Genomic DNA, 22,952 nt, shown 5'->3' on the forward strand with positions numbered 1-22,952 from the left:
CAAATCAGGCCAGGGTTTTCAGGTGCTGGATGATTTCGCCGGCCGCCGGTTGCGCATCGCCGTACAGCATGCGGCAATTATCGGTGTAGAACAGCGCGTTTTCGATGCCGGAATAGCCGGTGCCCTTGCCGCGTTTGACGACGATGACGTTCTGCGCTTGATCGGCATTGAGGATGGGCATGCCGTAGATCGGGCTGGACTTGTCGCTGCGTGCGCTCGGATTGACCACGTCGTTGGCCCCAATGACCAGCGCCACGTCGGCCTGGCCGAACTCGCCGTTGATTTCCTCGAGGTCGAAAATCTTGTCGTAGGGCACGCCAGCCTCGGCCAGCAGCACGTTCATGTGGCCTGGCATGCGCCCGGCGACCGGATGGATGGCGAACTTCACCTCGACGCCCGCTTCTTCGAGAATCTCGGTCATTTCCCAGATCTTGTGCTGGGCATGCGCAACCGCCATGCCGTAGCCGGGGACGATGATCACCTTGCTCGCGTAGCGCATCATCGCCGCCGCATCGAGCGCCGACAATTCCTTCATCGTGCCTTCGATGGCTTCGCCGCCACCGCTCGCCGCCAGCGGGGTGAACAGGATGTTCGACAGCGGCCGGTTCATTGCCTTGGCCATCAGTTGCGTGAGCAGTGTGCCGGCGGCACCGACGACGATGCCGGCAATGATCAGCGCCGGGTTGCCGAGGACGTAGCCCTCGAAACCCACGGCCAGGCCGGTGAAGGCGTTGAACAGCGAGATCACCACCGGCATGTCGGCGCCGCCGATCGGCAGGGTGACGATCAGCCCGAGCACCAACGCGACGAAGAAGAAGGCGATCACCAGTTCCGGCTGTTGCGGGGCCAGGGTGATGACGGCCAGGCCGAGACCGACGGCAACCAGTGCCAGCAGCACGTTGACCGCGTTCTGCGCCGGCAGGCGGTAGGCTTTTTTGAGGATGCCCTGCAACTTGGCCCAGGCGACGCAGGAGCCGGTAAACGACACCGCGCCGATCAGCGCGCCGAGCACCGCCAACGTCGTCGCCACCAGGCCGTGCATTTCGCCCTTGGCGAACTCGACGGCAGCAATCGCTGCTGCCGCGCCGCCGCCCATCCCGTTGTAGATGGCGACCATCTGCGGCATGTCGGTCATCTTGACCTTCTGTGCTGAAATCCAGGCAGCGCCGCCGCCGATGAGCAGTGCCAGGGCCATCAGGCCGAGGTTCTGCAGGCCGGGGATGAGGAAGGTGGCGGCGATCGCCAGCAGCATGCCGTAGCCGGCGATGACGATGCCGCGTCGGGCCGAGGTCGGCGAACCCATGCCCTTGAGGCCGAAAATGAACAGCAGGGCGCCGGCGAACCAGGCGCCCTGGACGTAGATCGGGGCGGTCATTGGCCGTTCTCCTTCTTCTTGAACATGGCCAGCATGCGTTCGGTGACGACGTAGCCGCCGGCCGCGTTGGCGGCACCCAGGGCGACGGCGAAGAAACCGATGGCCTGCTGCAGCGGTGTCTCGGCCATGCCGAGGACGAGCATGGCACCGACGACGACCACGCCGTGGATGAAGTTGGAGCCAGACATCAGCGGTGTGTGCAGGATCACCGGGACCTTGGCGATGATCTCGTAGCCGGTGAAGGCGGCGAGCATGAAGATGTAGAGTGCGAGCAAACCGTCCATCAGGCGTCTCCCAGGATTTGTCTGACTGCGGTATGGACGGTGGCGCCGTCGCGGCACAGCACGGTGCCGGCGACCACTTCGTCGTCCCAGTCGATGCGCAGTTCGCCGTCCTTGATCCACGGCGAGAGGAAGTTGTAGAGATTCTTGGCGTATAGCTCCGAGGCGTGCGTCGGCATGCGCGACGGCAGGTTGAGCGGGCCGTGGATGTTCACGTCGTTGGCGATGACGTGTTCGCCCGGTTGCGTCAACTCGCAGTTGCCGCCCGATTCAGCGGCCATGTCGACGATGATGGCGCCGTACTTCATGCGCCCGACCATGTCGCGGGTGATGATCACCGGCGCCCGCTTGCCCGGAATGGCGGCGGTACTGATGACGACGTCGGCGGCGGCAATGGCCTTGGTCAGCCGTTCAGCCTGGGCGGCCTTTTCCTCGGCCGTCAGTTCGCGCGCATAGCCGCCGCTGCCGTCAGCGGAGACACCGGTATCGACAAACTTGGCGCCGAGCGATTCGATCTGCTCCTTGGCGGCGGCGCGGACATCGTAGGCTTCGACCATGGCACCCAGGCGCTTGCAGGTGGCGATTGCCTGCAGGCCGGCGACGCCGGCGCCGATGACGAGCACGCGCGCCGGACGGATGGTGCCGGCGGCGGTGGTCAACATCGGGAAGAACTTGGTGCACCGGGCGGCGGCAATCAGGCCGCACTGGTAACCCGAGCAGGCGCCCTGGCTGGACAGTGCGTCCATGCTCTGGGCGCGCGAGATGCGCGGCAGCAGTTCGAGGGCGAAGGCGGTGATCTTGCGGGCGTTCAGCGCAGCCAGCCGCTCGCGGCTTGCGAAGGGTTTGAGCAGGCCGATCAGCACCGCGCCTTCCGGCATGGCGGCGACTTCGTCCAGGCTCGGCGGCGTCACCCGCAGGATCAGGTCGGCGCTGGCGTAGGCTTCGGGCAGGCCGGGGGCGAAATCGACCTCGGCGTAGTCGGTGTCGAGGAAATGGCTTTGCGCACCGGCGCTCTGCTCCATCCGCAATCGCGCGCCGAGCGCGGTAAATTTCTTGGCCGTTTCAGGAACCAGTGCCGTCCGGCATTCGCCTTCAGCACGTTCCCGAGCCAGCGCCAGGGTCAGCGGCATGCTCGCTCTCCTTATCATGAGTCATTGCTGGGTTAATTTTTCCCGACAAAGATAAGGGCTTTGTTAATCCTGAAATAGTCAGGATTCTTGAATCGTGACATCAGCGATTGCTTAACAGTGATGGGGAGTCAGTTGTCGGTGGTGACGGAAGGCCGACAGTTCACGAAACGCAGTTCTTCCGGATAGGGGAAGAAGTCTTCCACGTGGCCGGCGCGAATGTTTTCCTGGGCTTTCTGCCAGAAGGTCGGCGTGAGTAAATCCTTGTGGTGCTTCATGAACAGCTTGCGCACCTGCGGCGAGCCGAGCAGGAAGGTGGCGAACTCCTCGGGGAAAACGTCGTTGCGCGCCACCGGGTACCAGACTTCGCCGGACATTTCCGTCTCGAAATCCGGGGCCGGCGGAATCTTGCGGAAGTTGATGTCGGTCATGTACTCGATTTCGTCGTAATCGTAGAAGACGACGCGGCCGTAGCGGGTGACGCCGAAGTTCTTCCACAGCATGTCGCCGGGGAAGATGTTGGCCTGCGCCAGTTCGCGGATGGCGCTGCCGTACTCCTTGATCGCGTGCTCCAGGCCGTCGAGGTCGTTGGCCTTGTCCATGCGGTCGAGATGGATGTTCAAGGGCTCCATCCGGCGCTCGATGTACAGGTGCTTGATGATCAGTTGTTCGCCGTCGATCTCGTAGCAACTGGGGGCGAGGCGTTCGAGTTCGTCGAGGATTTCGTCGTTGAAGCGGGCCAGCGGGAAGAGCACGTTCGAGAACTCGAGCGTGTCGGCCATGCGCCCGACGCGGTCGACCTGCTTGACCATCATGAATTTCTTCTTGACCGTGGCCCGGTCCATTTCCTTGGAGCTGCCGAACACGTCCTTGATGATCTTGAACACGTAGGGGTAGGAAGGCAGCGTGAACACCAGCATGACCAGGCCGCGGATGCCGGGGGCCATGACGAATTTGTCCTGCGAATGGTGCAGGTGATAAATGAAGTCGCGGAAGAACATCGTCTTCCCCTGCTTGCCCAGGCCGAGCATGATGTAGATCTCGGAGCGCGGCTTGTTCGGCATGATGGCGCGCAGGAACTGGACGTAGCCAGACGGGACTTCCATGTCCACCATGAAATAAGCGCGCGACAGCGAGAACAGCAGGCCGATGCGCCAGCCGTCGAGCAGGATGGTGTCGAGGTAGAGCTTGCCGTCGTTGTCGTGCAGGACGGGAATGGCGAAGGGGTACTCGACGGCACCGTTGATCGCCTTGCCGATGATGTAAGCCGCCTTGTTGCGGTAGAAGGCCGAACCGAGTACCTGGATCTGGAAATTGACCTCGCGCCCGGGCATGTGTTTCAGGGAACGGCGGATGGCGTGGTAGACGTAATTGACGTCGCGCTCCAGGTCGGCGAACGGGCGTTGCCAGTGGAAGTCGCCGACGATCTGGCGGATGGCGCCGCGCAGGCCGTCGGCTTCGGCGTAATAGCTGCGGTAGGTCGGCGCTTCGTCAGCCTCCAGGTTCTCGGTCGAGATGCTCGGGCGGACGAACAAAAAGTCGTTGTGGAAATAGGTCCGGTGCAGGATCTTGGTGGTCACCGAATTGAAGAAGGTCTCGGCCAGTTCCGGCTGCTTGTGGTTGAGCAGCAGGCCGATGTAGAGCAGCTTGACCTGTTGCCAGGTGGCGTCGTCGAGGTGCTCGGCGTCGAACTCGGTGCGCAGGCGTTCGACGCATTCGTCCACCCGGTCGTCGTAGAAGCGGATGCGCTCCTTGACTGCCCGGTGTACGCCTTGCCAGTCGCCCTTTTCGAAGCGGGTCTTGGCCTCGCGGCAGGTCTGGCGGAACAGCGTGTAATGGCGATTGAAGCCCTGGATCAGCGCCAGTGCGATGTGGTGGGCGTTCGTGCCGTACAGTCCGACCGAAATCTTCATTATTCTGTCTCCCGCTGCTGGCGGGGATTCTAGCATCGCACCCCGGGTCTTTCGGGGTGCTCCGCACTATGAAACCGCGTTTCATCGGTTGACCTGAACGGCGCCGTTGCGGATACTCCTCAGGCTTTGTAAGCACCGCGCAAGGGTGTCGGCGTATTGTCGACTTACATATCAAAACCATCCACCAAGGGGTTAGCATGTCCGCAGGCAAGTCCAAGATCATCTACACGCTCACCGACGAGGCGCCGCTGCTGGCGACTTGTGCCTTTTTGCCGATCATCCGCACCTTCACCGGGCCGGCCGGTATCGAGATCGAGAAGGCCGACATCTCGGTTTCCGCCCGCGTGATCGCCGAATTCTCCGAATTCCTCAGCGAAGAACAGCGTCTGCCCAACACCCTGGCCGAACTCGGCAAGAAGTGCCTGGAACCCGAGACCAACATCATCAAGCTGCCGAACATTTCGGCTTCGGTGGCTCAGCTCAAGGCCTGCATCAAGGAATTGCAGGAAAAGGGCTACGCCATCCCCGATTACCCGGAAACCGCCGACACCGAAGAAGCCAAGGCGCTCAAGGCCCGCTTCGGCAAGTGCCTCGGTTCGGCCGTCAATCCGGTGCTGCGCGAAGGCAACTCCGACCGTCGCGCGCCGATGGCCGTCAAGAACTACGCCAAGAAGCATCCGCATTCGATGGGCGAGTGGAAACAATGGTCGCAGACCCACGTCTCGCACATGCACGGCGGTGACTTCTACCACGGCGAAAAGTCGATGACCCTGGACAAGCCGCGCGAAGTGCGCATGGAGCTGATCGCCAAGGGCGGCAAGGTGACCGTGCTCAAGCCCAAGGTTTCCCTGCTGGCCGGCGAGATCATCGATTCGATGTTCATGAGCAAGAAGGCGCTGTGCGACTTCTACGAGCAGGAGCTGGAAGACTGCCGCAAGGCCGGCATCCTGTTCTCGCTGCACGTCAAGGCAACGATGATGAAGGTCTCGCACCCGATCGTCTTCGGCCACTGCGTCAAGATCTACTACAAGGACGCTTTCGCCAAGCACGCCAAGACCTTCGAGGAACTGGGCATCAACGTCAATAACGGCATGGTCGATCTGTACGAGAAGATCAAGACCCTGCCGGAATCGAAGCACGACGAGATCATCCGCGACCTGCATGCCTGCCACGAACACCGCCCGGAACTGGCGATGGTCGATTCGGCCAAGGGCATCACCAACTTCCATTCCCCGAACGACATCATCGTCGACGCCTCGATGCCGGCAATGATGCGTCAGGGCGGCAAGATGTGGGGCGCCGACGGCAAGCAGTACGACAGCAAGTGCGTGATGCCGGAATCGACCTTCGCCCGCATCTACCAGGAAATGATCAACTTCATGAAGTGGCACGGCAATTTCGATCCGCGCACCATGGGTACGGTCCCGAACGTCGGCCTGATGGCCCAGCAGGCCGAGGAATACGGCTCGCACGACAAGACCTTCGAAATCGCCGAAGACGGCATCGCCAACATCGTCGATAACGCCACCGGCGAAGTCCTGCTGTCGCAGAACGTCGAACAGGGCGACATCTGGCGCATGTGCCAGGTCAAGGATGCGCCGATCCGCGACTGGGTCAAGCTCGCCGTCACCCGTGCCCGCAACTCCGGCATGCCGGCCGTGTTCTGGCTGGACCCGTATCGTCCGCACGAAGCCGAACTGATCAAGAAGGTCGAGACCTACCTCAAGGATCATGACACCACCGGCCTCGAGATCAAGATCATGAGCCAGGTCCGTGCCATGCGCTTCACGCTCGAGCGCGTCGCCCGCGGCCTCGATACTATCTCGGTCACCGGCAACATCCTGCGCGACTACCTGACCGACCTGTTCCCGATCATGGAACTGGGTACCTCGGCCAAGATGCTGTCCATCGTCCCGCTGATGAACGGCGGCGGCATGTACGAAACCGGTGCAGGCGGCTCCGCCCCGAAGCACGTTCAGCAACTGACGCAGGAAAACCACCTGCGCTGGGATTCGCTGGGCGAGTTCCTGGCCCTGGCGGTATCGCTGGAGGAACTGGGCATCAAGGAAAACAACGCCCGCGCCAAACTGCTGGCCAAGACGCTCGACGCCGCCACCGGCAAGCTGCTGGACAACAACAAGTCGCCGTCGCCGAAGACCGGCGAGCTCGACAACCGTGGTTCGCAGTTCTACCTGGCCATGTACTGGGCGCAGGAACTGGCTGCTCAGACCGAGGACAAGGAACTGGCAGCCCACTTCGCCAAGCTGGCCAAGACCCTGACCGACAACGAGGCACAGATCGTTGCCGAACTGAAGATGGTCCAGGGCAAGCCGGCCGATATCGGCGGTTACTACAAGGCTGATTCGGAAAAGTGCAAGGCCATCATGCGCCCGAGCCCGACGCTGAATGCCGCACTGAAGAGCATGCGCGCCTGATCGACTCGCAGCCCGAACTGAAAAGCCCCGCCTAGGCGGGGCTTTTTTCTGGGCGTTTGCTCAGCCGGGCATTATTCGCCGTTGCGGTAGCGGCTGTAGAGTTCGGCGCGCCGGCGCAGCATCCTGTTTCCATCGCTCTCCCGGCCATCGGCGAAGTAAGCCTGGGCCAGCGCTTCGATGCTGTAGAGATCCCATTCGTCGTTTTCCGACAGGTTCCTTTCCAGCAGGCTGGCAGCCTTGGCATGATTGCCCTGGGCTGAATAAAGCTCGGCCAGGTTCTTCAGCGCGTCGGAGTCGGGGAAATGGGCGATCGCTTGTTCGTATTTTTCCCTTGCGCCGGCAAAGTCCCGCGTGTCGTACTGCTGAATCAGGCCGAGCTGGAACAGTCGCTGTGCCTGCAAGCGGTCGAGGATGCTCCGGTCGATGCCCCGCCGTTCCATCTCGTCGATGAAGTCTGTCATCGCGTCATCCGATCCGCCCCATTGCGGAGACAGGGGAACCAGATGCAGCACGAACGGCTGATATAGCTTCGGGTCGAGGCTGATCGCCGTATCGAGCAGCGTCGGGTCGGTCTGGCCGAGCAGGAGGTTGGCGTAAATCTGGCCGCTGACGCACATGGCGCATAAAGGATCCTTGCGTAGCGCTTGCGCCATGTCTTCGGTGCCGCGCAGTGCCAGGTCGCGCATTGCTGTCACGCGCTGGGCCGGGATACTCCTGAAAGGGCCGTCGCCGCGGATTTTGCTTGCCTGTTCCAGGCGGTACCAGCCACGGGCGAGATAGGCGTGTGCCGATTCCCGGTTTGCCACCCAGGCATCGAAGCGGGCGGCAAAGTTGCCGTCGGTTTGTTGCAGTTCCCAGAAGCGACCACGCAAGCGGTTGCTGCTCAACTTGCCTTTTTGCCGCTCGCGGTAGGCCTGGTCGATGGCTTGGTCAAGTTCGACGAATTTCCCATGCCAGAGCAGTTTCCGCAAGGTTTGCCGCTGGTGCATTTCGTCGGAGTAGCCACAGCCGCCGAGAACAAGGCTCAGGCAGATCAGGGCGGCCAGGGTGCGGAAGCTTTGAGGGAGCGATAGCGGGGCTGGCATCATGGGAGGCTTGGGGCGATCGTTAATACGACGGATGTTATACCGTTTTCATTTTTTCGGGGCCGGCTGGAGAGGGATGCAGCGGCGTACGGCAAAAAGCCTAGCCGGAGTTTCTTCCCGCAGTGGATTTGTTCCATAATTCACCGACCGACTCGTGGGAGACACCGAGGCCGGACCGTCCGGGGTATGCACCGGTTGCCAGAATACAAGACAGAGGAGTAGCCATGAGATCTCACATCCAGATTCCGCAAGGCGGTGCGAAAATCGTTCCCGGGCAAGCGACGCCGGACAATCCGATCATCCCGTTCATCGAAGGTGACGGTATCGGCATCGACATTACGCCGGTGATGATCAAGGTCATCGATGCAGCAGTCGACAAGGCCTACGGCGGCAAGAAGAAAATCCACTGGATGGAGGTGTACGCCGGCGAGAAATCGACGCGGCTGTACGGGCCGGACGAATGGCTGCCCAAGGAAACCTTCGATGCGCTGAAGGAATACTCGGTGTCGATCAAGGGGCCGATGACGACCCCGGTCGGCGGCGGCATCCGTTCGCTGAACGTGGCGCTGCGCCAGGAGCTCGACCTCTACCAGTGCGTGCGGCCGGTCCGCTACTTCAAGGGCGTGCCCAGCCCGTTGAAGCATCCGGAACTGACCAACATGGTCATTTTCCGTGAGAACACCGAGGACATCTACGCTGGTGTCGAATGGGCCGCCGGCTCCGAGGGTGTGAAGAAGGTGATCGATTTCCTGATCAAGGAAATGGGCGTCCGCAAGATCCGTTTTCCGGAAAGCTCGGGCATCGGCATCAAGCCGGTGTCGGTCGATGGCACCCAGCGCCTGGTGCGCGCGGCCATCCAGTACGCGATTGCCAACGACCGCAAGTCGGTGACCATCGTGCACAAGGGCAACATCATGAAATTCACCGAAGGCCTGTTCCGCGATGTCGCCTACAAGCTGGCGCAGGAGGAATTCGGGGCCGAGCCGATCGACGGCGGTCCGTGGTGCAAGGTGACGAACCCGAATACCGGCCGCGAGATCGTGATCAAAGACTCGATCGCCGACGCTTTCCTGCAGCAGATCCTGCTGCGTCCGGCCGAGTACGACGTGATCGCCACCACCAACCTCAACGGCGATTACATCTCCGACGCGCTGGCCGCCCAGGTTGGCGGCATCGGCATTGCGCCGGGTGCCAACATCTCGGACAAGTACGCCTGTTTCGAGGCGACCCACGGCACGGCGCCCAAGTATGCCGGCCTCGACAAGGTCAATCCGGGCTCGCTGATCCTGTCGGCCGAGATGATGTTGCGTCACCTCGGCTGGAAGGAAGCCGCAGACCTGGTCATCAAGGCCATGGAAGCCGCCATCGGCGACAAGAAAGTCACCTACGATTTCGCCCGCCTGATGGATGGGGCCGACGAACTGTCGTGCTCCGAGTTCGGCGACGCGATGATCGCCCGGATGTAAATTCAATAATCTTTCGAGGAATAGCCATGAACAAGATCATCACCCTGGGTTTGTCCTGTCTTTTTGCCAGCACGCTGGCGGTTGCCGCGCCGGTGGATTGCGAAGCGCAGGCCGTGAGCAAGGACGGCAAGCCGCTGGCCGGTGCAGCCAAGACTGCATCGATCAAGAAGTGCGAACGCGAGAACAAGGGCGCGGCGTGTGAGGCGCGTGCCATCGACAAGAATGGCAAGCCGCTGGCCGGTGCGGCGAAGAATTCGTTCATAAAGAAATGCGAAGCCGAGCGCTGATCACCGCTTGAATCTGCCTCCGCAAGGGGGCGTTCGCAGAGTGCTCCGTGCGTAGTCGGACGTAGCATTGGATTGCTACCCCGAGAGCCGTCTGTCGGTTCAAGATGCCTGCTCCTATACATACAACGGAGACAAACATGGCTATCAAGAAAATCCTGATGCTGACCGGCGACTACACCGAAGACTACGAGACCATGGTGCCTTTTCAGGTGCTACTGATGGTCGGACATGTCGTGCATGCTGCCTGTCCGGGCAAGAAGGCCGGCGAGCAGGTGCGCACGGCGATTCACGACTTCGAGGGCGATCAGACCTATTCCGAGAAACCCGGCCACAATTTCACGCTCAATGCCAGTTTCGATGAACTTGATGTCGCCAGTTACGACGCCTTGGTCATCCCCGGTGGTCGCGCGCCGGAATACCTGCGTCTCAACCCCAAGGTAATCGCCGCTGTTCAGCATTTTGCCGGCGCCAACAAACCGATCGCCGCGATCTGTCATGGCGCTCAGTTGCTCAGTGCTGCCGGTGTGCTGCAGGGGCGCTCGTGCAGCGCCTATCCGGCTTGCGCGCCGGAGGTTACCGCCGGTGGCGGCCGCTATGCCGAAATTCCGGTCGATCAGGCCCATGTCGACGGTAACCTGGTCACGGCGCCCGCCTGGCCGGCGCATCCCGACTGGCTGGCCAAGTTCCTCAAAGTGCTGGGAACGCGTATCGAAGCCTGATGTCCGAACAGGGCGGCCGGGTATGGCCGCCCATCGCTGCGGGGAGCGTTGCATGTGCGAACTTTATGTCAAGGCCGATCCCATCCTCTATGAGTCGCGTTCGCGCTCCTTGCGCATTCACGGTTGCGTCACCAAGATCCGTCTGGAAAATCTGTTCTGGGAAATTCTTGCAGAACTGGCTGCCAGCGATGGCTTCACGACCAACCAGCTGATCGCCAAGCTGTACGACGAGTTGCTTGAATACCGCGGTGAGATCGACAACTTTGCCTCTTTTCTCCGGGTCTCCTGTCTGCGCTACCTGACGCTGAAAAAAGGCGTCGGCGAGCGGCCCGTGCTTGCCGTGGTCACCCGGGCGGCTTGAGCAGGCGCAAGGCAGGCTTGCGCGCAAGAAATGGCATAATGCCGGGCAACACTTGGTGGCCATATCCCGGCTTCGTTTTGTTCGCTGCGGCCCAGCGCGCTCATACGGATTTCCCTTGACCCAGCCCATCGCCGTCTTTGATTCCGGTCTCGGTGGTTTGACCGTGCTGCGCGCCTTGCGTAGCCGTCTGCCGCACGAGGATTTTTTCTACTTTGCCGATACCCGCTTCCTGCCTTACGGAGACCGACCCGAGGCCTTCCTGCGCGAACGCGGGGTAAGGATTGCCGAAGCCTTGCGTCGCCGGGGTGCCAAAGCCCTGGTGGTTGCCTGCAATACGGCCACGGCCGCTGCCGCGGAAGCGATCCGCGCGGCAGTCACGGGGCCGGTCGTGGCGCTCGAACCGGGGGTCAAACCGGCGGTGGCGCTCAGCGGCAACAAGTGCATCGGTGTCCTGGCGACCACGCGGACGCTGGCCAGCGAACGTTTCCAGCGTCTGGTCGGGACGCATGCCGCCGGTGCCCGGGTGATCGCCCAGCCCTGCCCGGGGCTGGCCGAGGCCATCGAAGCCGAGGGCCCGGAAGGGGCCGGTGTGACGGCCTTGCTCGACAGCTTTGTCGCGCCGCTGGCTGCGGCTTCGGTGGATGTGGTGGTGCTCGGCTGCACGCATTATCCCTGGGTCGCCGAAGCCATCCGCCAACGTCTGCCGGCGGGCACGCAACTACTCGATACTGGTGAAGCGGTCGCCCGCCAACTCGAACGCCTGCTGCTGGCTGGTGGCTTGCAGGGCGGCGGTCAGGGGCAATTGACGGTGACTACCAGCGGTTCGCCGACCAGTGTGCACGCCACGGTCGACCGTTTGTGGGGCGAGCATCTGTCGGTCACGCACTGGGAGCCGGAACATGCCTGAACACCAGAAGCCGCTGGCCGGACTCAAGGTGGTTGAACTCGGTACCCTGATTGCCGGGCCGTTCTGCACACGGATCATGGCCGAGTTCGGCGCCGAGGTGATCAAGGTCGAAGCGCCTGACGGCGGTGATCCGCTGCGCAAATGGCGCAAGCTGTACGAAGGTACTTCCTTGTGGTGGTACGTCCAGGCGCGCAACAAGAAATCGGTGACGGCCAATCTCAAGCATCCGGACGGGCGCGAGTTCGTCCGCCGGCTGATTGCCGGAGCCGACATCCTGGTCGAGAATTTCCGCCCTGGCGTACTGGAAAAGCTCGGCCTGGGCTGGGAACAGCTCAAGGCCGATAATCCCGGCCTGGTCATGGTCCGCCTGTCCGGCTTTGGTCAGACCGGGCCGTACAAGGATCAGCCGGGTTTCGGCGCGGTTGGCGAATCGATGGGCGGTTTGCGCTACATCACCGGTTTTCCTGACCGGCCGCCGGTGCGCACTGGAATTTCCATCGGCGATTCGATTGCCGCCCTGTGGGGGGCGATCGGTGCCTTGATGGCGCTGCGTCACCGGGAAGTCAATGGCGGTGCCGGCCAGGTCGTCGATGTGGCGCTGTACGAGGCGGTTTTCGCGATGATGGAGTCGCTGGTGCCGGAATACGATGTGTTCGGTTTCGTGCGCGAACGGACCGGCAACATCATGCCCGGGATCACACCGTCGAACACGCACACGACGCGCGACGGCAAGCATGTCACCATCGGCGCCAATGGCGACGCGATCTTCCGCCGTTTCATGCAGGCCATCGGTCGTCACGATCTGGCCGACGATCCCGAGCTGGCCGACAACGCTGGTCGCGATGCCCGGCGCGACGAAATCTACGCGCTGATCGATGCCTGGTGTGCCGGCCATGATGAAGCCGAGGTGCTGGCCTTGCTCGAACAGGCCGGCGTGCCCGCTTCACGTGTCTATTCGGCGGTCGACATGTTTGCCGACCCGCAATTCATCGCCCGGCAGATGTTCCAGACGGCGACCTTGCCCGATGGCAAGCCCTTCCGCATGCCGGGCATCGTTCCCGCCCTGTCGGATACGCCGGGCGGTACCGAATGGATCGGGCCGACGCTCGGCGAGCACACCGATGCGGTACTCGCCGGGCTGGGCTACGACGCGGCGCACATCGCCAGGATGCGCGCCGACGGTGCGGTCCAGACCTTGAAGCGGCTGATCAACTGCTTGAGATTGACCGCGATTTCCTGCAGTTGATGCGCGGTGCTGGCGGTGCCGCGTATGGTCTGGGTGGTTTCCTCGACCATGTTGGCAATCTGCTCGACCCGCTGGGCAATCGAGGTGCTGGCGGTGCTCTGTTCCTTGGTTGCGTCGGCCACTTCACCGATGCGTTCGAGCGTACGCCGGGCGCCGTCCTCGATGGCGCGCAGCGAGTCAGACGCTGACGAAGCCAGGGCGACGCCCTGCTGGACTTCCGGCAGGGCTGCATTCATGGCTTCGACGGCGCCGACTGTGTCGCCCTGGATGCCGACGATCATCTGTTCGATTTCGGTGGTCGCCAGCGAGGTCCTTTCGGCCAGCTTGCGTACCTCGTCGGCAACCACGGCGAAGCCGCGTCCCTGCTCGCCGGCGCGCGCCGCTTCAATCGCGGCATTGAGCGCCAGCAGGTTGGTCTGGCCGGCGATGTCCTTGATCACGTTGGCGATGCTGGAAATCTGCTTGGCTCTTTCTTCGAGGGCATGGATCCGGGTGGAGGCGTCGGACACCGTTTCCGAAATCTGCTGGATCGCCTGTGAGGCTTGATCGACGCGGGCCGAGCCCTGGCCCGAGAGTTCGACGGCGGCGACCGAGTCCTGCGAGGTGTCGCGGGCGCTGTCGGAAATGTGGTTGGAGCTGACGGTCAGTTCCTCGATAGCTGCGGCCATCGCCGACGTCGCATCCGATTGCTGCTCGGCCGCGCGGGCTACTTCCTCGGAGGCGGTGGCGATATGTTCGGCATTGTCGACCAGACGGTTGGCGTCGCTGTTGATTTCGCTGACCATCTTGCGCAGGGCCAGGGTCATGCCGCCGAGCGTGTTCAGCATGCTACCCGGCGGTGCCTGATCGATGCTGGCAGTCAGGTCACCGTTGGCGATGCGTTCCATGATCTCGCTGGCGGCCTTGGGCTCACCGCCGAGCTGATTCAGGATGCTGCGGCTGACCAGGTAACCGAACAGCACCAGGGTGGCGAGCAGTGCCGTGGAAATGCCGCCGAGCAGCCAGGCCACCTTGCGAAATTCCTTGTCCACATCGTCGATGTAGATGCCGGTGCCGACCACCCAGTTCCACGGAGTGAACAACGTCGTGTAGCCGAGTTTCGGTTCGGGGTTCTGCTGTCCGGCCCGCGGGAACCAATAATCGACGAAACCGCCGCCGGCCTTGGCTGCAGCGATCAGCTCGCGGACGATGTATTTGCCATGCGTGTCCTGCATGTCCAGTTTCTGCTGGCCCTCCATCTTTGGGTTGCCGCCGTGCAGAACATACAGCCCATTGGTATCGAAGCCGAAGTAGTAGTCGTCTTCTCCGTAGCGTAGGTCACGCAGGCTGTCGCGCGCTGCATTTTTGGCGTCTTCTTCGGAAATCTTGCCGCTGGTGGCCAGCTGGTGATGGTGTTTGACGATACCGACTGCGACCTCGACGATATCCCGGGTTTTCTGCTTGCGGTCCTCAAGCATGCTGTCCTTGAGTTGGAACAACGAAACCAGACAGAGAACGATCAGTCCGACCAGAGTCAGACCGACGAGGAGTTGCATGCGTGTGGCTACCCGAAGGTTGGCTAATGCGCTCATTTTTTGACACTCCCTTGATTTATTCGTCTCAGGGTATCACTGGCTAATTTCTCCAGAAATACCTGAAAGTGGGTATTTCACTAAATTCTAATGAATATTATATTTGTTATTTAATGCGAAAGTGTACCGGCAATAAAGATTCCGTCGGGGCATCGCCCGGTAGCGATCGCAAGCGCCGGACTGCGCGTAACGCAGCCTCGTCGAGCAGCGGGTGGCCGCTGCTTTCCTCGATCCGGGCGGCGACGACCTGACCGTTTTCATCGAGCATCAGAAGAACCAGGGCCTCGCCTTGCAGGCCGCGCCGAATGGCTTCTTCGGGGTAGAACAAGCCTTCGCGCTGCTGAGCCGAAAATTGCTCACGAATGACCTGAGTCCAGGTTTTTTGGGCAGTCCGCGAGGATTCTCTCGGGGGCGGTTCGCTTCTGGCCGGCGTAGCCGGGGTGGGTTCCGGTTCGGGGAGCAGCAATTCCGGTGTCGCCGGTAGGAGAGGCAAGGGCGCGAGGCGGGCTTGCAAGGGTGGTGCTGCCGGTGGCGTGGCGACTGGCGTGGCCGCCAAGAAATCGACGAACGGCAGCAGGTGCAGTAGCAGGGATGCAACTAGGGCACCAAGGAGCGGGCGAAGCGTTCGTGACATGAGAGAATGCGGGCTGTCTGATTGAGGCAGGATCTTCGATGAGCAAGATGCACAGGAAAATCGTTGCGGCAATGATAATCGGGATGGCGCTGGTTTGCCCCGTTCACGCCCAGTGGTGGCCGGGCGGCGAGGTCAAATTGCCTGATCCGGTGACTTTTGCCAACCAGATGGAGTTGGGCCATATCAAAACAGCAGAGGCCTGGCTGGATGCCGGCCTGCCCCCGGACTTCATGGGCAGCCGGATCGGTTCCGGCCTGATGATCGGTGCCTGGGAAGGCAATATCGAATTGATGCGCCTGTTCATTTCCCGTGGTGCCGACATCAATCTGCGTAACGCCAACGGCGAGTCAGCGCTGGCGCTGGCCGCCTGGCGGGGGCAGAAGGTGGCGGCACAGTGGTTGATCGAGCGCGGTGCGCGCATCAATGCGCCGGACAAACACTGGTCTCCCCTGCATTACGCGGTTTCTGGCGGGCACGAGTCGATGGCCGATTACCTGCTGGAGCAGGGCGCCGACATCGAAGCGCGCACGACCAACGGCTCCAGTGTCTTGATGATGGCAGTGTACGAAGGGCATCAGCCGCTGGTGCGCAAGTTGATCGAGAAGGGCGCCCGTCGCGATGTCAGCAACGACTGGGGGGATGGCGCCCTGGAATGGGCGATGCGCAACAATAATCTCGGCCTCGCACGGATGATCGCCAGCCCCGAGGAATTCAATATTGCCGTCAGCAAACCGCGTGAGAGCTGGGGCACGCCGCAGGGCTCGTTGACCATGAGCAAGGAACTGGCGGCATTGCTGGACATGCGCAAGACATTGGCCGAACGCAACATGTCTACCGAGGCCATCGACCGGCGCATTGCTGCCGAGCGGGTTCGCCTGGTGCGCGAGCGCTTCGATCGGCCCGGACCACAACGGGCGGCGACGCTGGAAGTCACGGCAAACCGCAACGCGCCGGAAGAGCAATCGGTGCGCGTGATCCGGAAGAATGTTGCCGACACGCCGCAGGAGAAACAGTTCAAGGCACCGCCAGCGACTTATTTCGGTACGCCGAAAATGCCGCCCAAGGCGCCGCTGCGCAATTACTGAGCGCGCTTTGCCCGGCGGTCGGATTGCCAACTGCGCCCAGCTGATGCAGACTCGCCGAAAATCATCGATTCTGGAGTGACAGCATGTTGTATGTGGCAAGGGACGCGCAGGGAAAAATCAGCGAAATGCACCCGACACCGGTGGCCGGTGCGGCGGAGGCCTTGCCGGCCGATCATCCGGAAGTGCTGCAATTCATCCACGAGCGCTGGCGCAGCAACGAACTGAGCGAACTCGACCGCGATTTCGTTCGGGTCATCGAGGACACGATCGAGCTGCTGATCGCCAAGCGCCTGATCCTGTTTACCGACCTGCCACCCAAGGTTCAGGAAAAACTCCTGCGGCGCAAGGAAATCCGTCAGCGCACGGGCTTCGACAGCCGGCTGGGAGACGGCGGCGACGACATCATTCCGCTTTAGTCGTTTCCATCACCGCGCGCACCAGTTCGGCCAGGGTGCGGGCGCCCATCTTGTCCATGACCCGGGCGCGGTGCGCCTCGACGGTCTTCATGCTGATCTCCAGGCTGTCGGCGATCTGCTTGTTCAGCTTGCCGGCCACGACCAGGTCCATGACTTCGCGTTCGCGCTGGGTGAGGGTTTCCAGGCGCTGGGCGATGGCGTCGCTGCGTTTGCGCCGCGTCGCATTTTCGCATTCCAGGGTTAGCGCCCGCCGGATGCGGGCGAGCAGATCCTCGTTGTGGAAGGGCTTCTCGATGAAGTCGCAGGCGCCGCGTTGCAGGGCGGCGACCGCCATCGGCACGTCGCCGTGACCGGTGACGAAGATCACCGGTAGTGCCGAGCCGCGATCAGCCAGGTGTTCGTGCAGTTCGAGTCCGCTCATTTCCGGCATGCGCACGTCGAGCACCAGGCAGCCGCGCATGTCGTCGCGGTAGGCGGCCAGGAAGTGCTCACCGGATTCGAAGCAGGCGACGGCATAGCCTTCGCCTTCGAGCAGCCAGTTCATCGAGTCGCGCATGGCTTCGTCGTCATCGACGACGTAGATCACTTGTTCGGCGTCACGCATCATGTTCGTCCTTGTCTTCCTGGGGAACGGTGAAATGGAAGGCCATGCCGCCCTCGTGGCGACGCTCCACCCACAGGCGCCCCTGATGGAATTCTATGATGGAACGGCAGATCGGCAGACCGATTCCCATCCCGTCCGGCTTGGTCGTGTAGAAAGGGGTGAAGATCTTTTCGATGTCCGCTTCGCTCAGGCCGTGCCCGCGGTCGGCGACGATGACCTCGACCGTGCGTGCATCGCGGCTGCGCGCCCGGATCTGCAACTGCCGGTCTTCGGGCGGCAGGCTGCTCATCGCCTCGATGCCGTTCTTGATCAGGTTGAGCAGCACCTGTTCGATCATGATGCGGTCGACCACCACCCGGGGCAGGGTGTCCGGGATGTCGACCAGCAACAGCGTGCTGCTGCGCTGGGCCTCGATGTCGGCAAAGGCCCGGGTGTCATCGATCAGTTCGGAGAGGGCCACCGGCTGGCGATGCGGCTCGCCCTTCTTCACCATGTCGCGCATGCGGCGGATGATCTTGCCGGCGCGTTCGGCCTGGTCGGACGCCTTCTGCATCGCCGCCAGCAGATCGTCGATCTGGTAATTGCCGGCCTGCATGCGCTTGACGCAGCCGGCGCAGTAATTGGCGATCGCCGACAGCGGCTGGTTCAGTTCGTGCGCCAGCGACGAAGCCATTTCACCCATGGTGATCAGTCGTGAGGTCTGGTCGAGTCGCTTCTGCTGCTGCAGGTTGACCTCGTCGATGCGCTTGCGGTCGGTGATGTCGGCAGCAATCTGGACCTTGACGATACGTCCGTCCACCCAGCGGATGGCGCGTTCGTGCAGGTGGTACCAGTGGCCGGACAGGCGATGGCGGATTTCCCCGTCAAACAACTCGCAGGGCAGGTCGTCCGGGGTCAGCGTCTGCGGTGCGCGCGCCAGTTCATCGGCCTCGGGGCGGCAGGCTTCGGTGAGCTGGTAGCTGTTGCGGCCGACCGCGTCAAAACCGAAGATGTGCTGGAAGGAACGGTTGGCAAAAAGGATTTCGCCGCTACCGAGATCGGCGACATGTACCGCCGAGTCGAGTCCGTCGATTACCGTTTCGAAACGCTCGTGCGCCCGTTCGAGTTCGAGGCGGGCACGGCGCGGTTCGGTGATGTCGTTCATCGACGCCATCCAGCCGATCTGCCTGCCCTGGGTATCGATCAGCGGCGAGAAATAGAGGCGGACATAGAAACGTTCGCCGCTCTTGCGCATGATCCGCATCTCGTAGCCGCCGGCCGGTGCCCGGCCGCCCAGGGCTGAGTCGATGGTGTCCTGCAGGGCAGCGAATTCCTCGGGCGGCCAATAGGGGTAGGGCGGCTTGATGCCGACCAGTTCGCTCTCGTCGAAGCCGGTCATCCGGCAGAAGGCGGCATTGACGAAGGTGATCCGGCCTTCCAGGTCGATCGCCCGCAGGCCGGTGATCAGCGATTGCGACATGGCCTGGCGGAAGGCATAGGCGGCGCGCAACTGCTCTTCGGTTTCGGCCCGACGTTTGGCATGGCGGCGTAGTTGCAGCATGGTCACCGAAGTGATCGCGGTCAGCAGGACGATCAGCAGGGTGGGCAGCAGCGTCAGCCAGACGCCGCCGGCCCGGTAGGCGACAATTTCCAGTCCCAGCCGATTGTTCGGCAGGTTCAGATTGATACGGCCCGATATCTGGCGGTCGCTCGGTTTGACCGAGGTATTGCTGAACACCTCGCGCTCTTCGGCATCGATGACGCTCAGGCTGTAGCGCGTGGTGAAGGCGGTGGGCATCGAGGCACGGAGCAGGGTTTCCAGCGACTGCAGGGCGATGAAGGCACCCAGGTCGGCGCTGCCACGCTGCACCGGCAGGATCAGGTCGTGCAGCGGGCGGCGGTCGATATCCGGGTAGTCGGGCGAAACCACTTCCCGGCGAATGCGCAGCGCCTCCTGCAGTGCAGTCAGGCGGATACCGTTGAGGCGTTCGCCGACGAAGGTCGCCGTCGATTCGTTGGGTGCCACCCATTCGACGTAGCCGTCGGTGTCGACCCAGGCGACGGCCAGGATTTCCGGATTCTCCCGGACGTAGCGGCTGGCCTTGACCTGGAAGGATTCGTAATTGAGCTGCATGAATTCCTGTTCACGCCCCAGTTCGCGCAGGAATTCGAGGTGGTTGAACAGGCGGTTTTCCAGCGTCCGCTCGGCCCAGTGCATGTCGGCTTCGAGCGCCGAACGGGCGGTGTCGTGCTCGCGCCATTGCAACAGGCCGGTGATGATCAGCATGGCCAGGGCGAAGATGCCCACCGCCAGGTAAGGGGCGTTCCATAACCAGGTCTGGTGCGGCGATGGGGCTGGCGGCTTGGGGAACATGACGGCATTCTTGGCCCCGGATGACGGTTCGGCCATTGGTACTTACCCTTACTGAAAAAGCCAGCCGGCGATGACCGGCAGCAGCAGAGCCGTCAGCAGTCCGTTCAGCCCCATGGCCAGCGCTGCGAAGGCGCCGGTTTGCTCGTCGACCTGGAAGGCGCGGGCGGTACCGATGCCGTGCGAGGCGACGCCCAGCGAGAAGCCGCGAATTGCCGGATCGCTGATGCGGGCGATGGCGAACACCTTGCCGGCGACGATGGCGCCAAGCACGCCGGTGAAGATCACCAGGACGGCGGTCAGCGACGGCAGGCCGCCGATCTTCTCGGCAATGCCCATGGCAATCGGGGTGGTCACCGACTTGGGTGCGAGCGAAGCCTGGGTTGCCAGGTCGGCATCGAACAGGCGGGCGATCAGCACGGCGGAAACGATGGCCGTGGCGCTGCCGGCCAGCAGCCCGGCCGAAATCGGCAGCAGCATGCTGCGCACCCGGCGGAACTGCGTGTACAGCGGCACGGCCAGGGCAACGGTGGCCGGACCGAGCAGGAAGTGCACGAATTGGGCGCCGGCGAAATAGGTTTCGTAACTGGTGCCGGTCAGCCACAACAGGCTGGCCAGGATGGCGACGGCGATCAATACCGGATTGGCCAGCGGATGTTGGCCGCTGCGCAGGTATAGACCGTGGGCAAGCTGGTAGGCGAGCAGGGTGACGGTCAGCCCGAGCAGCGGCGAGGCCGACAGGTAGACCCAGAGTTCTCCAATGGGCTGGGTCATGGCTTGCTCCGCGTGCATAGGCGCATCACCCAGGCGGTGACCAGCAGGGTCAGGACGGTGCTGACCAGCAGCGACAGCAGCAGCGCCAGCCACTGCTCGCCGACCCGGCCGAGATGCAGGAGGATGCCGGTGCCGGCCGGCACGAACAGCAGTGACAGGTGCTTGAGCAGGTTCTGGCTGGTCGAGCGCAGTTCTTCGTCAGGGCCGCGGCGCAGCGCCAGCAACAGAAACAACAGCAACATGCCGGCAACCGGGCCGGGAACTGGTAGCGCCAGCCAGCGGACGAGGACTTCGCCGCATAACTGGCAGACGAGCAAGAGAGAAAGGGCGGCGAGCATGGCAGGCTCCAGCAGGGACGTGCCGCCCAGTGTATTTCTGTCTTTTTCTTTTGTTAATGCCCGAAAAAGGCGAATGATATTTTACTTTTGGTAATCAATAGTCTTCGTCGCTGGACCACATTTCGGGGGTGAAGCGGATGACCCGGTTACGGCCGGTTTCCTTCGCCTGGTACAGGGCAATATCGGCAAACTTCACGGCCTGCCAGAAAGTCGCACTGTCGCCGGGGAAGTCGGCGATGCCGATGGAGATGGTCTTCTTCAGGACGATGCTGCCGATTTGTATCTTCAGCGCCTCGACCTCCAGGCGGATTTTTTCGGCGATGGAGACTGCCTGTTCCGCGCTGCTGTCGAGCAGGATGATCAGAAACTCCTCGCCGCCGTAGCGGATGACCAGGTCGGAAGCGCGCACGGCCTGCTTGAGCACGTTGGCCATGGCCTTGATCACGGCGTCGCCGGCATCGTGGCCGTGGGTGTCGTTGACCATCTTGAAATAGTCGAGGTCGAGCATCATCACCGCTGCGTGGCCGCGTTTGCGCTGGACGCCGGCGACCAGGGTTTCGACGTATTCCTCGAGGAAGCGGCGGTTGTTCAGCCCGGTCATCGGGTCGCGCAGGGTCGAGTCGCGCAGGCTTTCCATGAGGCGCTTGGTTTCCAGCACCGGTGCGGTTTCGCGCAGGTAAACCTGGAGCAGCGGGGCGCATTCGTGCAGCTTGCTTTCCTCTTCGGGCTTGCAGATGATCTGGACTATGCTGCCGACCGAGCCCGACTGGATGATCGGGAAGCAGACGTGGCGCCGGTCGCCGGCGTCGGCCGGCGGCTGGAAGGCATAGCAGATGCCGGGATTGTCGATGCTGTCGACGATATGACCGGTGCGGCGGACGCGGCAGGCCTCGGGGCGGACCAGGATCTCGGGATCGCACCAGCGGCAACCGTCGGCGGCTTCGCCGTCGACGATGATGCTCTTCATCTGCTTCTTGTTGCTGGTGATTTCGTACAACGAGAATTCCTGGCGGCCGAACTCCTGTTGCAGCGTGGTCGACAGTCGCTGGTAGATTTCCGACTTGGTTTCGTCTTCCTCGATCGCCTGCTTGAAATGCGAGGCCTTGGACAGCCCGTCCACCATGTCGATGGTTGCTGTCAGCAGGTTTTCACCCGGAGTCGCCGAGCGTTCGGTCAGCTTGGCGACGCTCGTTCCGATCCGGTTCAGGCCGGTTTCCAGGAAGCGCAGCAAGCGATTCATGTCGTTGGCGATCTGCCCGATCTCGTCATTGGTCTGCTGTTCGACATGGGCCTTGAAATCGCCATCAAGGGCGCGCTGGACGGCATGCTCGACGGCGGTCGCGGTTTCCGAAATCGGCCGCAACAGGCGGCGCAGCAGCAGTACCAGCAGGAGGGCAAACAGCGCCACTGCGCCGGTGATGCCGGCCACTGTCCACAGCGCCTTGTGGCGCAAGCCATCGATCGACATGGTCATGGTCACTGCGCCAAGTACCGTTCCTTCGTTGACCTCGTGGCATTGCAGGCAGTTCGGCGTGCCATGCGAAGTGGCAATGTAGGGAATGGTGCCGCGGAACATTGTTTCGCCTTCTTCCTGGAAAATCTCGAAGGTGGCGCGGCCGCCGGCCATCACCTGGCGTTCGATGGCATCCGGGCGACTCTCCATGTTCAGGCCCAGGCCGAACTGGCGTTCAAGCTCGGGCGAGCGGACGACCCGTGCCGAACGCAGTCCCTGGACTTCGAGCATGCGCTTGAGGAAACTTTCGCGGCGATCGATGACGCCGTTGATCATCGACTCGGTCAGATGGACGCGTACGACCTCGCCGGCGGTCCGGATGTGTTCGGTGGCTGAAGCAATGGAAAAGCTGCGGAAGGCGTAGAGACTGATGGCAACCAGTACTGCCATCAGCGTCACGGCGATGGCGATGAAGAACAGGGTGACCTTGGTGTTGAGATTCACGGGAGAGCTTTCGGCAACAAG

Annotated in this window: 21 protein-coding genes; 9 read left to right on the forward strand and 12 right to left on the reverse strand. The window is 62.4% G+C overall.

Annotated features, from left to right (window positions below):
• Positions 1 to 4: 4 nt before the first annotated feature.
• From G471_RS0106400 to aceK, 4 genes are all read right to left on the reverse strand, one after another.
• Positions 5 to 1,375: an NAD(P)(+) transhydrogenase (Re/Si-specific) subunit beta gene (locus tag G471_RS0106400; RefSeq protein WP_028994619.1), complete on the reverse strand. Its 1,371-nt coding sequence runs from the start codon at positions 1,373 to 1,375 to the stop codon at positions 5 to 7.
• On the reverse strand, positions 1,372 to 1,659 hold the full coding sequence (locus G471_RS0106405) for an NAD(P) transhydrogenase subunit alpha part 2 (RefSeq protein ID WP_028994620.1): 288 nt from the start codon (positions 1,657 to 1,659) through the stop codon (positions 1,372 to 1,374). The genes G471_RS0106400 and G471_RS0106405 overlap by 4 nt, the downstream gene beginning before the upstream one ends.
• Entirely contained in the window at positions 1,659 to 2,786 is a 1,128-nt protein-coding gene (locus G471_RS0106410) for an NAD(P) transhydrogenase subunit alpha (protein ID WP_028994621.1), read from the reverse strand. Before G471_RS0106410 ends, G471_RS0106405 begins: the two co-directional genes overlap by 1 nt.
• Before the next feature lie 128 nt (positions 2,787 to 2,914).
• Positions 2,915 to 4,696 carry a bifunctional isocitrate dehydrogenase kinase/phosphatase gene (gene aceK / locus G471_RS0106415; RefSeq protein WP_028994622.1) on the reverse strand — a complete coding sequence of 594 codons (1,782 nt, stop codon included), beginning with the start codon at positions 4,694 to 4,696 and terminating at the stop codon, positions 2,915 to 2,917.
• A gap of 197 nt (positions 4,697 to 4,893) precedes the next feature.
• On the opposite strand from aceK, the gene G471_RS0106420 reads away from it, so the two are divergent.
• The gene (locus G471_RS0106420; protein ID WP_028994623.1) at positions 4,894 to 7,131 is read left to right on the forward strand and encodes an NADP-dependent isocitrate dehydrogenase; all 2,238 of its coding nucleotides are present in this window, start codon (positions 4,894 to 4,896) and stop codon (positions 7,129 to 7,131) included.
• A gap of 71 nt (positions 7,132 to 7,202) precedes the next feature.
• On the opposite strand, the gene G471_RS0106425 is transcribed toward G471_RS0106420, so the two are convergent.
• Positions 7,203 to 8,219 carry a DUF4034 domain-containing protein gene (locus tag G471_RS0106425; protein ID WP_028994624.1) on the reverse strand — a complete coding sequence of 339 codons (1,017 nt, stop codon included), beginning with the start codon at positions 8,217 to 8,219 and terminating at the stop codon, positions 7,203 to 7,205.
• A gap of 221 nt (positions 8,220 to 8,440) precedes the next feature.
• On the opposite strand from G471_RS0106425, the gene icd reads away from it, so the two are divergent.
• The 6 genes from icd (at position 8,441) to G471_RS16865 (ending at position 13,202) form a co-directional block, all read left to right on the forward strand.
• A complete protein-coding gene (icd, locus tag G471_RS0106430; protein WP_028994625.1) occupies positions 8,441 to 9,682 on the forward strand; it encodes an NADP-dependent isocitrate dehydrogenase in 1,242 nt (413 codons plus the stop codon).
• 26 nt (positions 9,683 to 9,708) lie between these two features.
• The gene (locus G471_RS0106435; protein WP_028994626.1) at positions 9,709 to 9,969 is read left to right on the forward strand and encodes a hypothetical protein; all 261 of its coding nucleotides are present in this window, start codon (positions 9,709 to 9,711) and stop codon (positions 9,967 to 9,969) included.
• Positions 9,970 to 10,106: 137 nt separating this feature from the next.
• Positions 10,107 to 10,688 carry a DJ-1/PfpI family protein gene (locus G471_RS0106440; protein ID WP_028994627.1) on the forward strand — a complete coding sequence of 194 codons (582 nt, stop codon included), beginning with the start codon at positions 10,107 to 10,109 and terminating at the stop codon, positions 10,686 to 10,688.
• Positions 10,689 to 10,740: 52 nt separating this feature from the next.
• A complete protein-coding gene (locus tag G471_RS0106445; RefSeq protein ID WP_028994628.1) occupies positions 10,741 to 11,049 on the forward strand; it encodes a ribbon-helix-helix domain-containing protein in 309 nt (102 codons plus the stop codon).
• Between the two features lie 115 nt (positions 11,050 to 11,164).
• Positions 11,165 to 11,956 carry a glutamate racemase gene (gene murI / locus G471_RS0106450; RefSeq protein ID WP_028994629.1) on the forward strand — a complete coding sequence of 264 codons (792 nt, stop codon included), beginning with the start codon at positions 11,165 to 11,167 and terminating at the stop codon, positions 11,954 to 11,956.
• Positions 11,949 to 13,202, forward strand: a complete 1,254-nt coding sequence (locus tag G471_RS16865; protein ID WP_051295312.1) for a CaiB/BaiF CoA transferase family protein — start codon at positions 11,949 to 11,951, stop codon at positions 13,200 to 13,202. Before murI ends, G471_RS16865 begins: the two co-directional genes overlap by 8 nt.
• Here the strand turns inward: G471_RS16865 and G471_RS16870 are convergent.
• Positions 13,100 to 14,737, reverse strand: coding sequence for a methyl-accepting chemotaxis protein (locus G471_RS16870; RefSeq protein WP_245580513.1), 1,638 nt, complete (start codon positions 14,735 to 14,737; stop codon positions 13,100 to 13,102). The two genes, G471_RS16865 and G471_RS16870, sit on opposite strands and share 103 nt — an antisense overlap.
• A 142-nt stretch (positions 14,738 to 14,879) precedes the next feature.
• Positions 14,880 to 15,239, reverse strand: coding sequence for an energy transducer TonB (locus G471_RS18655; protein ID WP_157272455.1), 360 nt, complete (start codon positions 15,237 to 15,239; stop codon positions 14,880 to 14,882).
• Positions 15,240 to 15,478: 239 nt separating this feature from the next.
• Between G471_RS18655 and G471_RS16880 the strand changes: the two genes are divergently transcribed.
• Positions 15,479 to 16,492, forward strand: a complete 1,014-nt coding sequence (locus tag G471_RS16880) for an ankyrin repeat domain-containing protein (protein WP_157272456.1) — start codon at positions 15,479 to 15,481, stop codon at positions 16,490 to 16,492.
• Positions 16,493 to 16,575: 83 nt separating this feature from the next.
• Positions 16,576 to 16,908: a hypothetical protein gene (locus G471_RS0106475; RefSeq protein ID WP_028994630.1), complete on the forward strand. Its 333-nt coding sequence runs from the start codon at positions 16,576 to 16,578 to the stop codon at positions 16,906 to 16,908.
• Here the strand turns inward: G471_RS0106475 and G471_RS0106480 are convergent.
• The 5 genes from G471_RS0106480 to G471_RS0106500 all read right to left on the reverse strand — a co-directional run bounded on the left by G471_RS0106480 (position 16,895) and on the right by G471_RS0106500 (position 22,931).
• On the reverse strand, positions 16,895 to 17,515 hold the full coding sequence (locus tag G471_RS0106480; RefSeq protein WP_028994631.1) for a response regulator transcription factor: 621 nt from the start codon (positions 17,513 to 17,515) through the stop codon (positions 16,895 to 16,897). The two genes, G471_RS0106475 and G471_RS0106480, sit on opposite strands and share 14 nt — an antisense overlap.
• Complete coding sequence (locus G471_RS0106485; protein WP_028994632.1) at positions 17,505 to 19,901, reverse strand: PAS domain-containing sensor histidine kinase; 2,397 nt, start codon at positions 19,899 to 19,901, stop codon at positions 17,505 to 17,507. The genes G471_RS0106480 and G471_RS0106485 overlap by 11 nt, the downstream gene beginning before the upstream one ends.
• Before the next feature lie 12 nt (positions 19,902 to 19,913).
• On the reverse strand, positions 19,914 to 20,636 hold the full coding sequence (locus tag G471_RS0106490) for an LrgB family protein (protein WP_028994633.1): 723 nt from the start codon (positions 20,634 to 20,636) through the stop codon (positions 19,914 to 19,916).
• Positions 20,633 to 20,974 carry a CidA/LrgA family protein gene (locus G471_RS0106495; protein WP_028994634.1) on the reverse strand — a complete coding sequence of 114 codons (342 nt, stop codon included), beginning with the start codon at positions 20,972 to 20,974 and terminating at the stop codon, positions 20,633 to 20,635. Before G471_RS0106495 ends, G471_RS0106490 begins: the two co-directional genes overlap by 4 nt.
• A gap of 94 nt (positions 20,975 to 21,068) precedes the next feature.
• Positions 21,069 to 22,931 (reverse strand): GGDEF domain-containing protein, encoded by a 1,863-nt coding sequence (locus G471_RS0106500; RefSeq protein WP_028994635.1) that lies wholly within the window; start codon positions 22,929 to 22,931, stop codon positions 21,069 to 21,071.
• Positions 22,932 to 22,952 lie beyond the last annotated feature (21 nt).

It is taken from the genome of Azonexus hydrophilus DSM 23864, from assembly GCF_000429605.1.
Taxonomy (GTDB): Bacteria; Pseudomonadota; Gammaproteobacteria; order Burkholderiales; family Rhodocyclaceae; genus Azonexus; species Azonexus hydrophilus.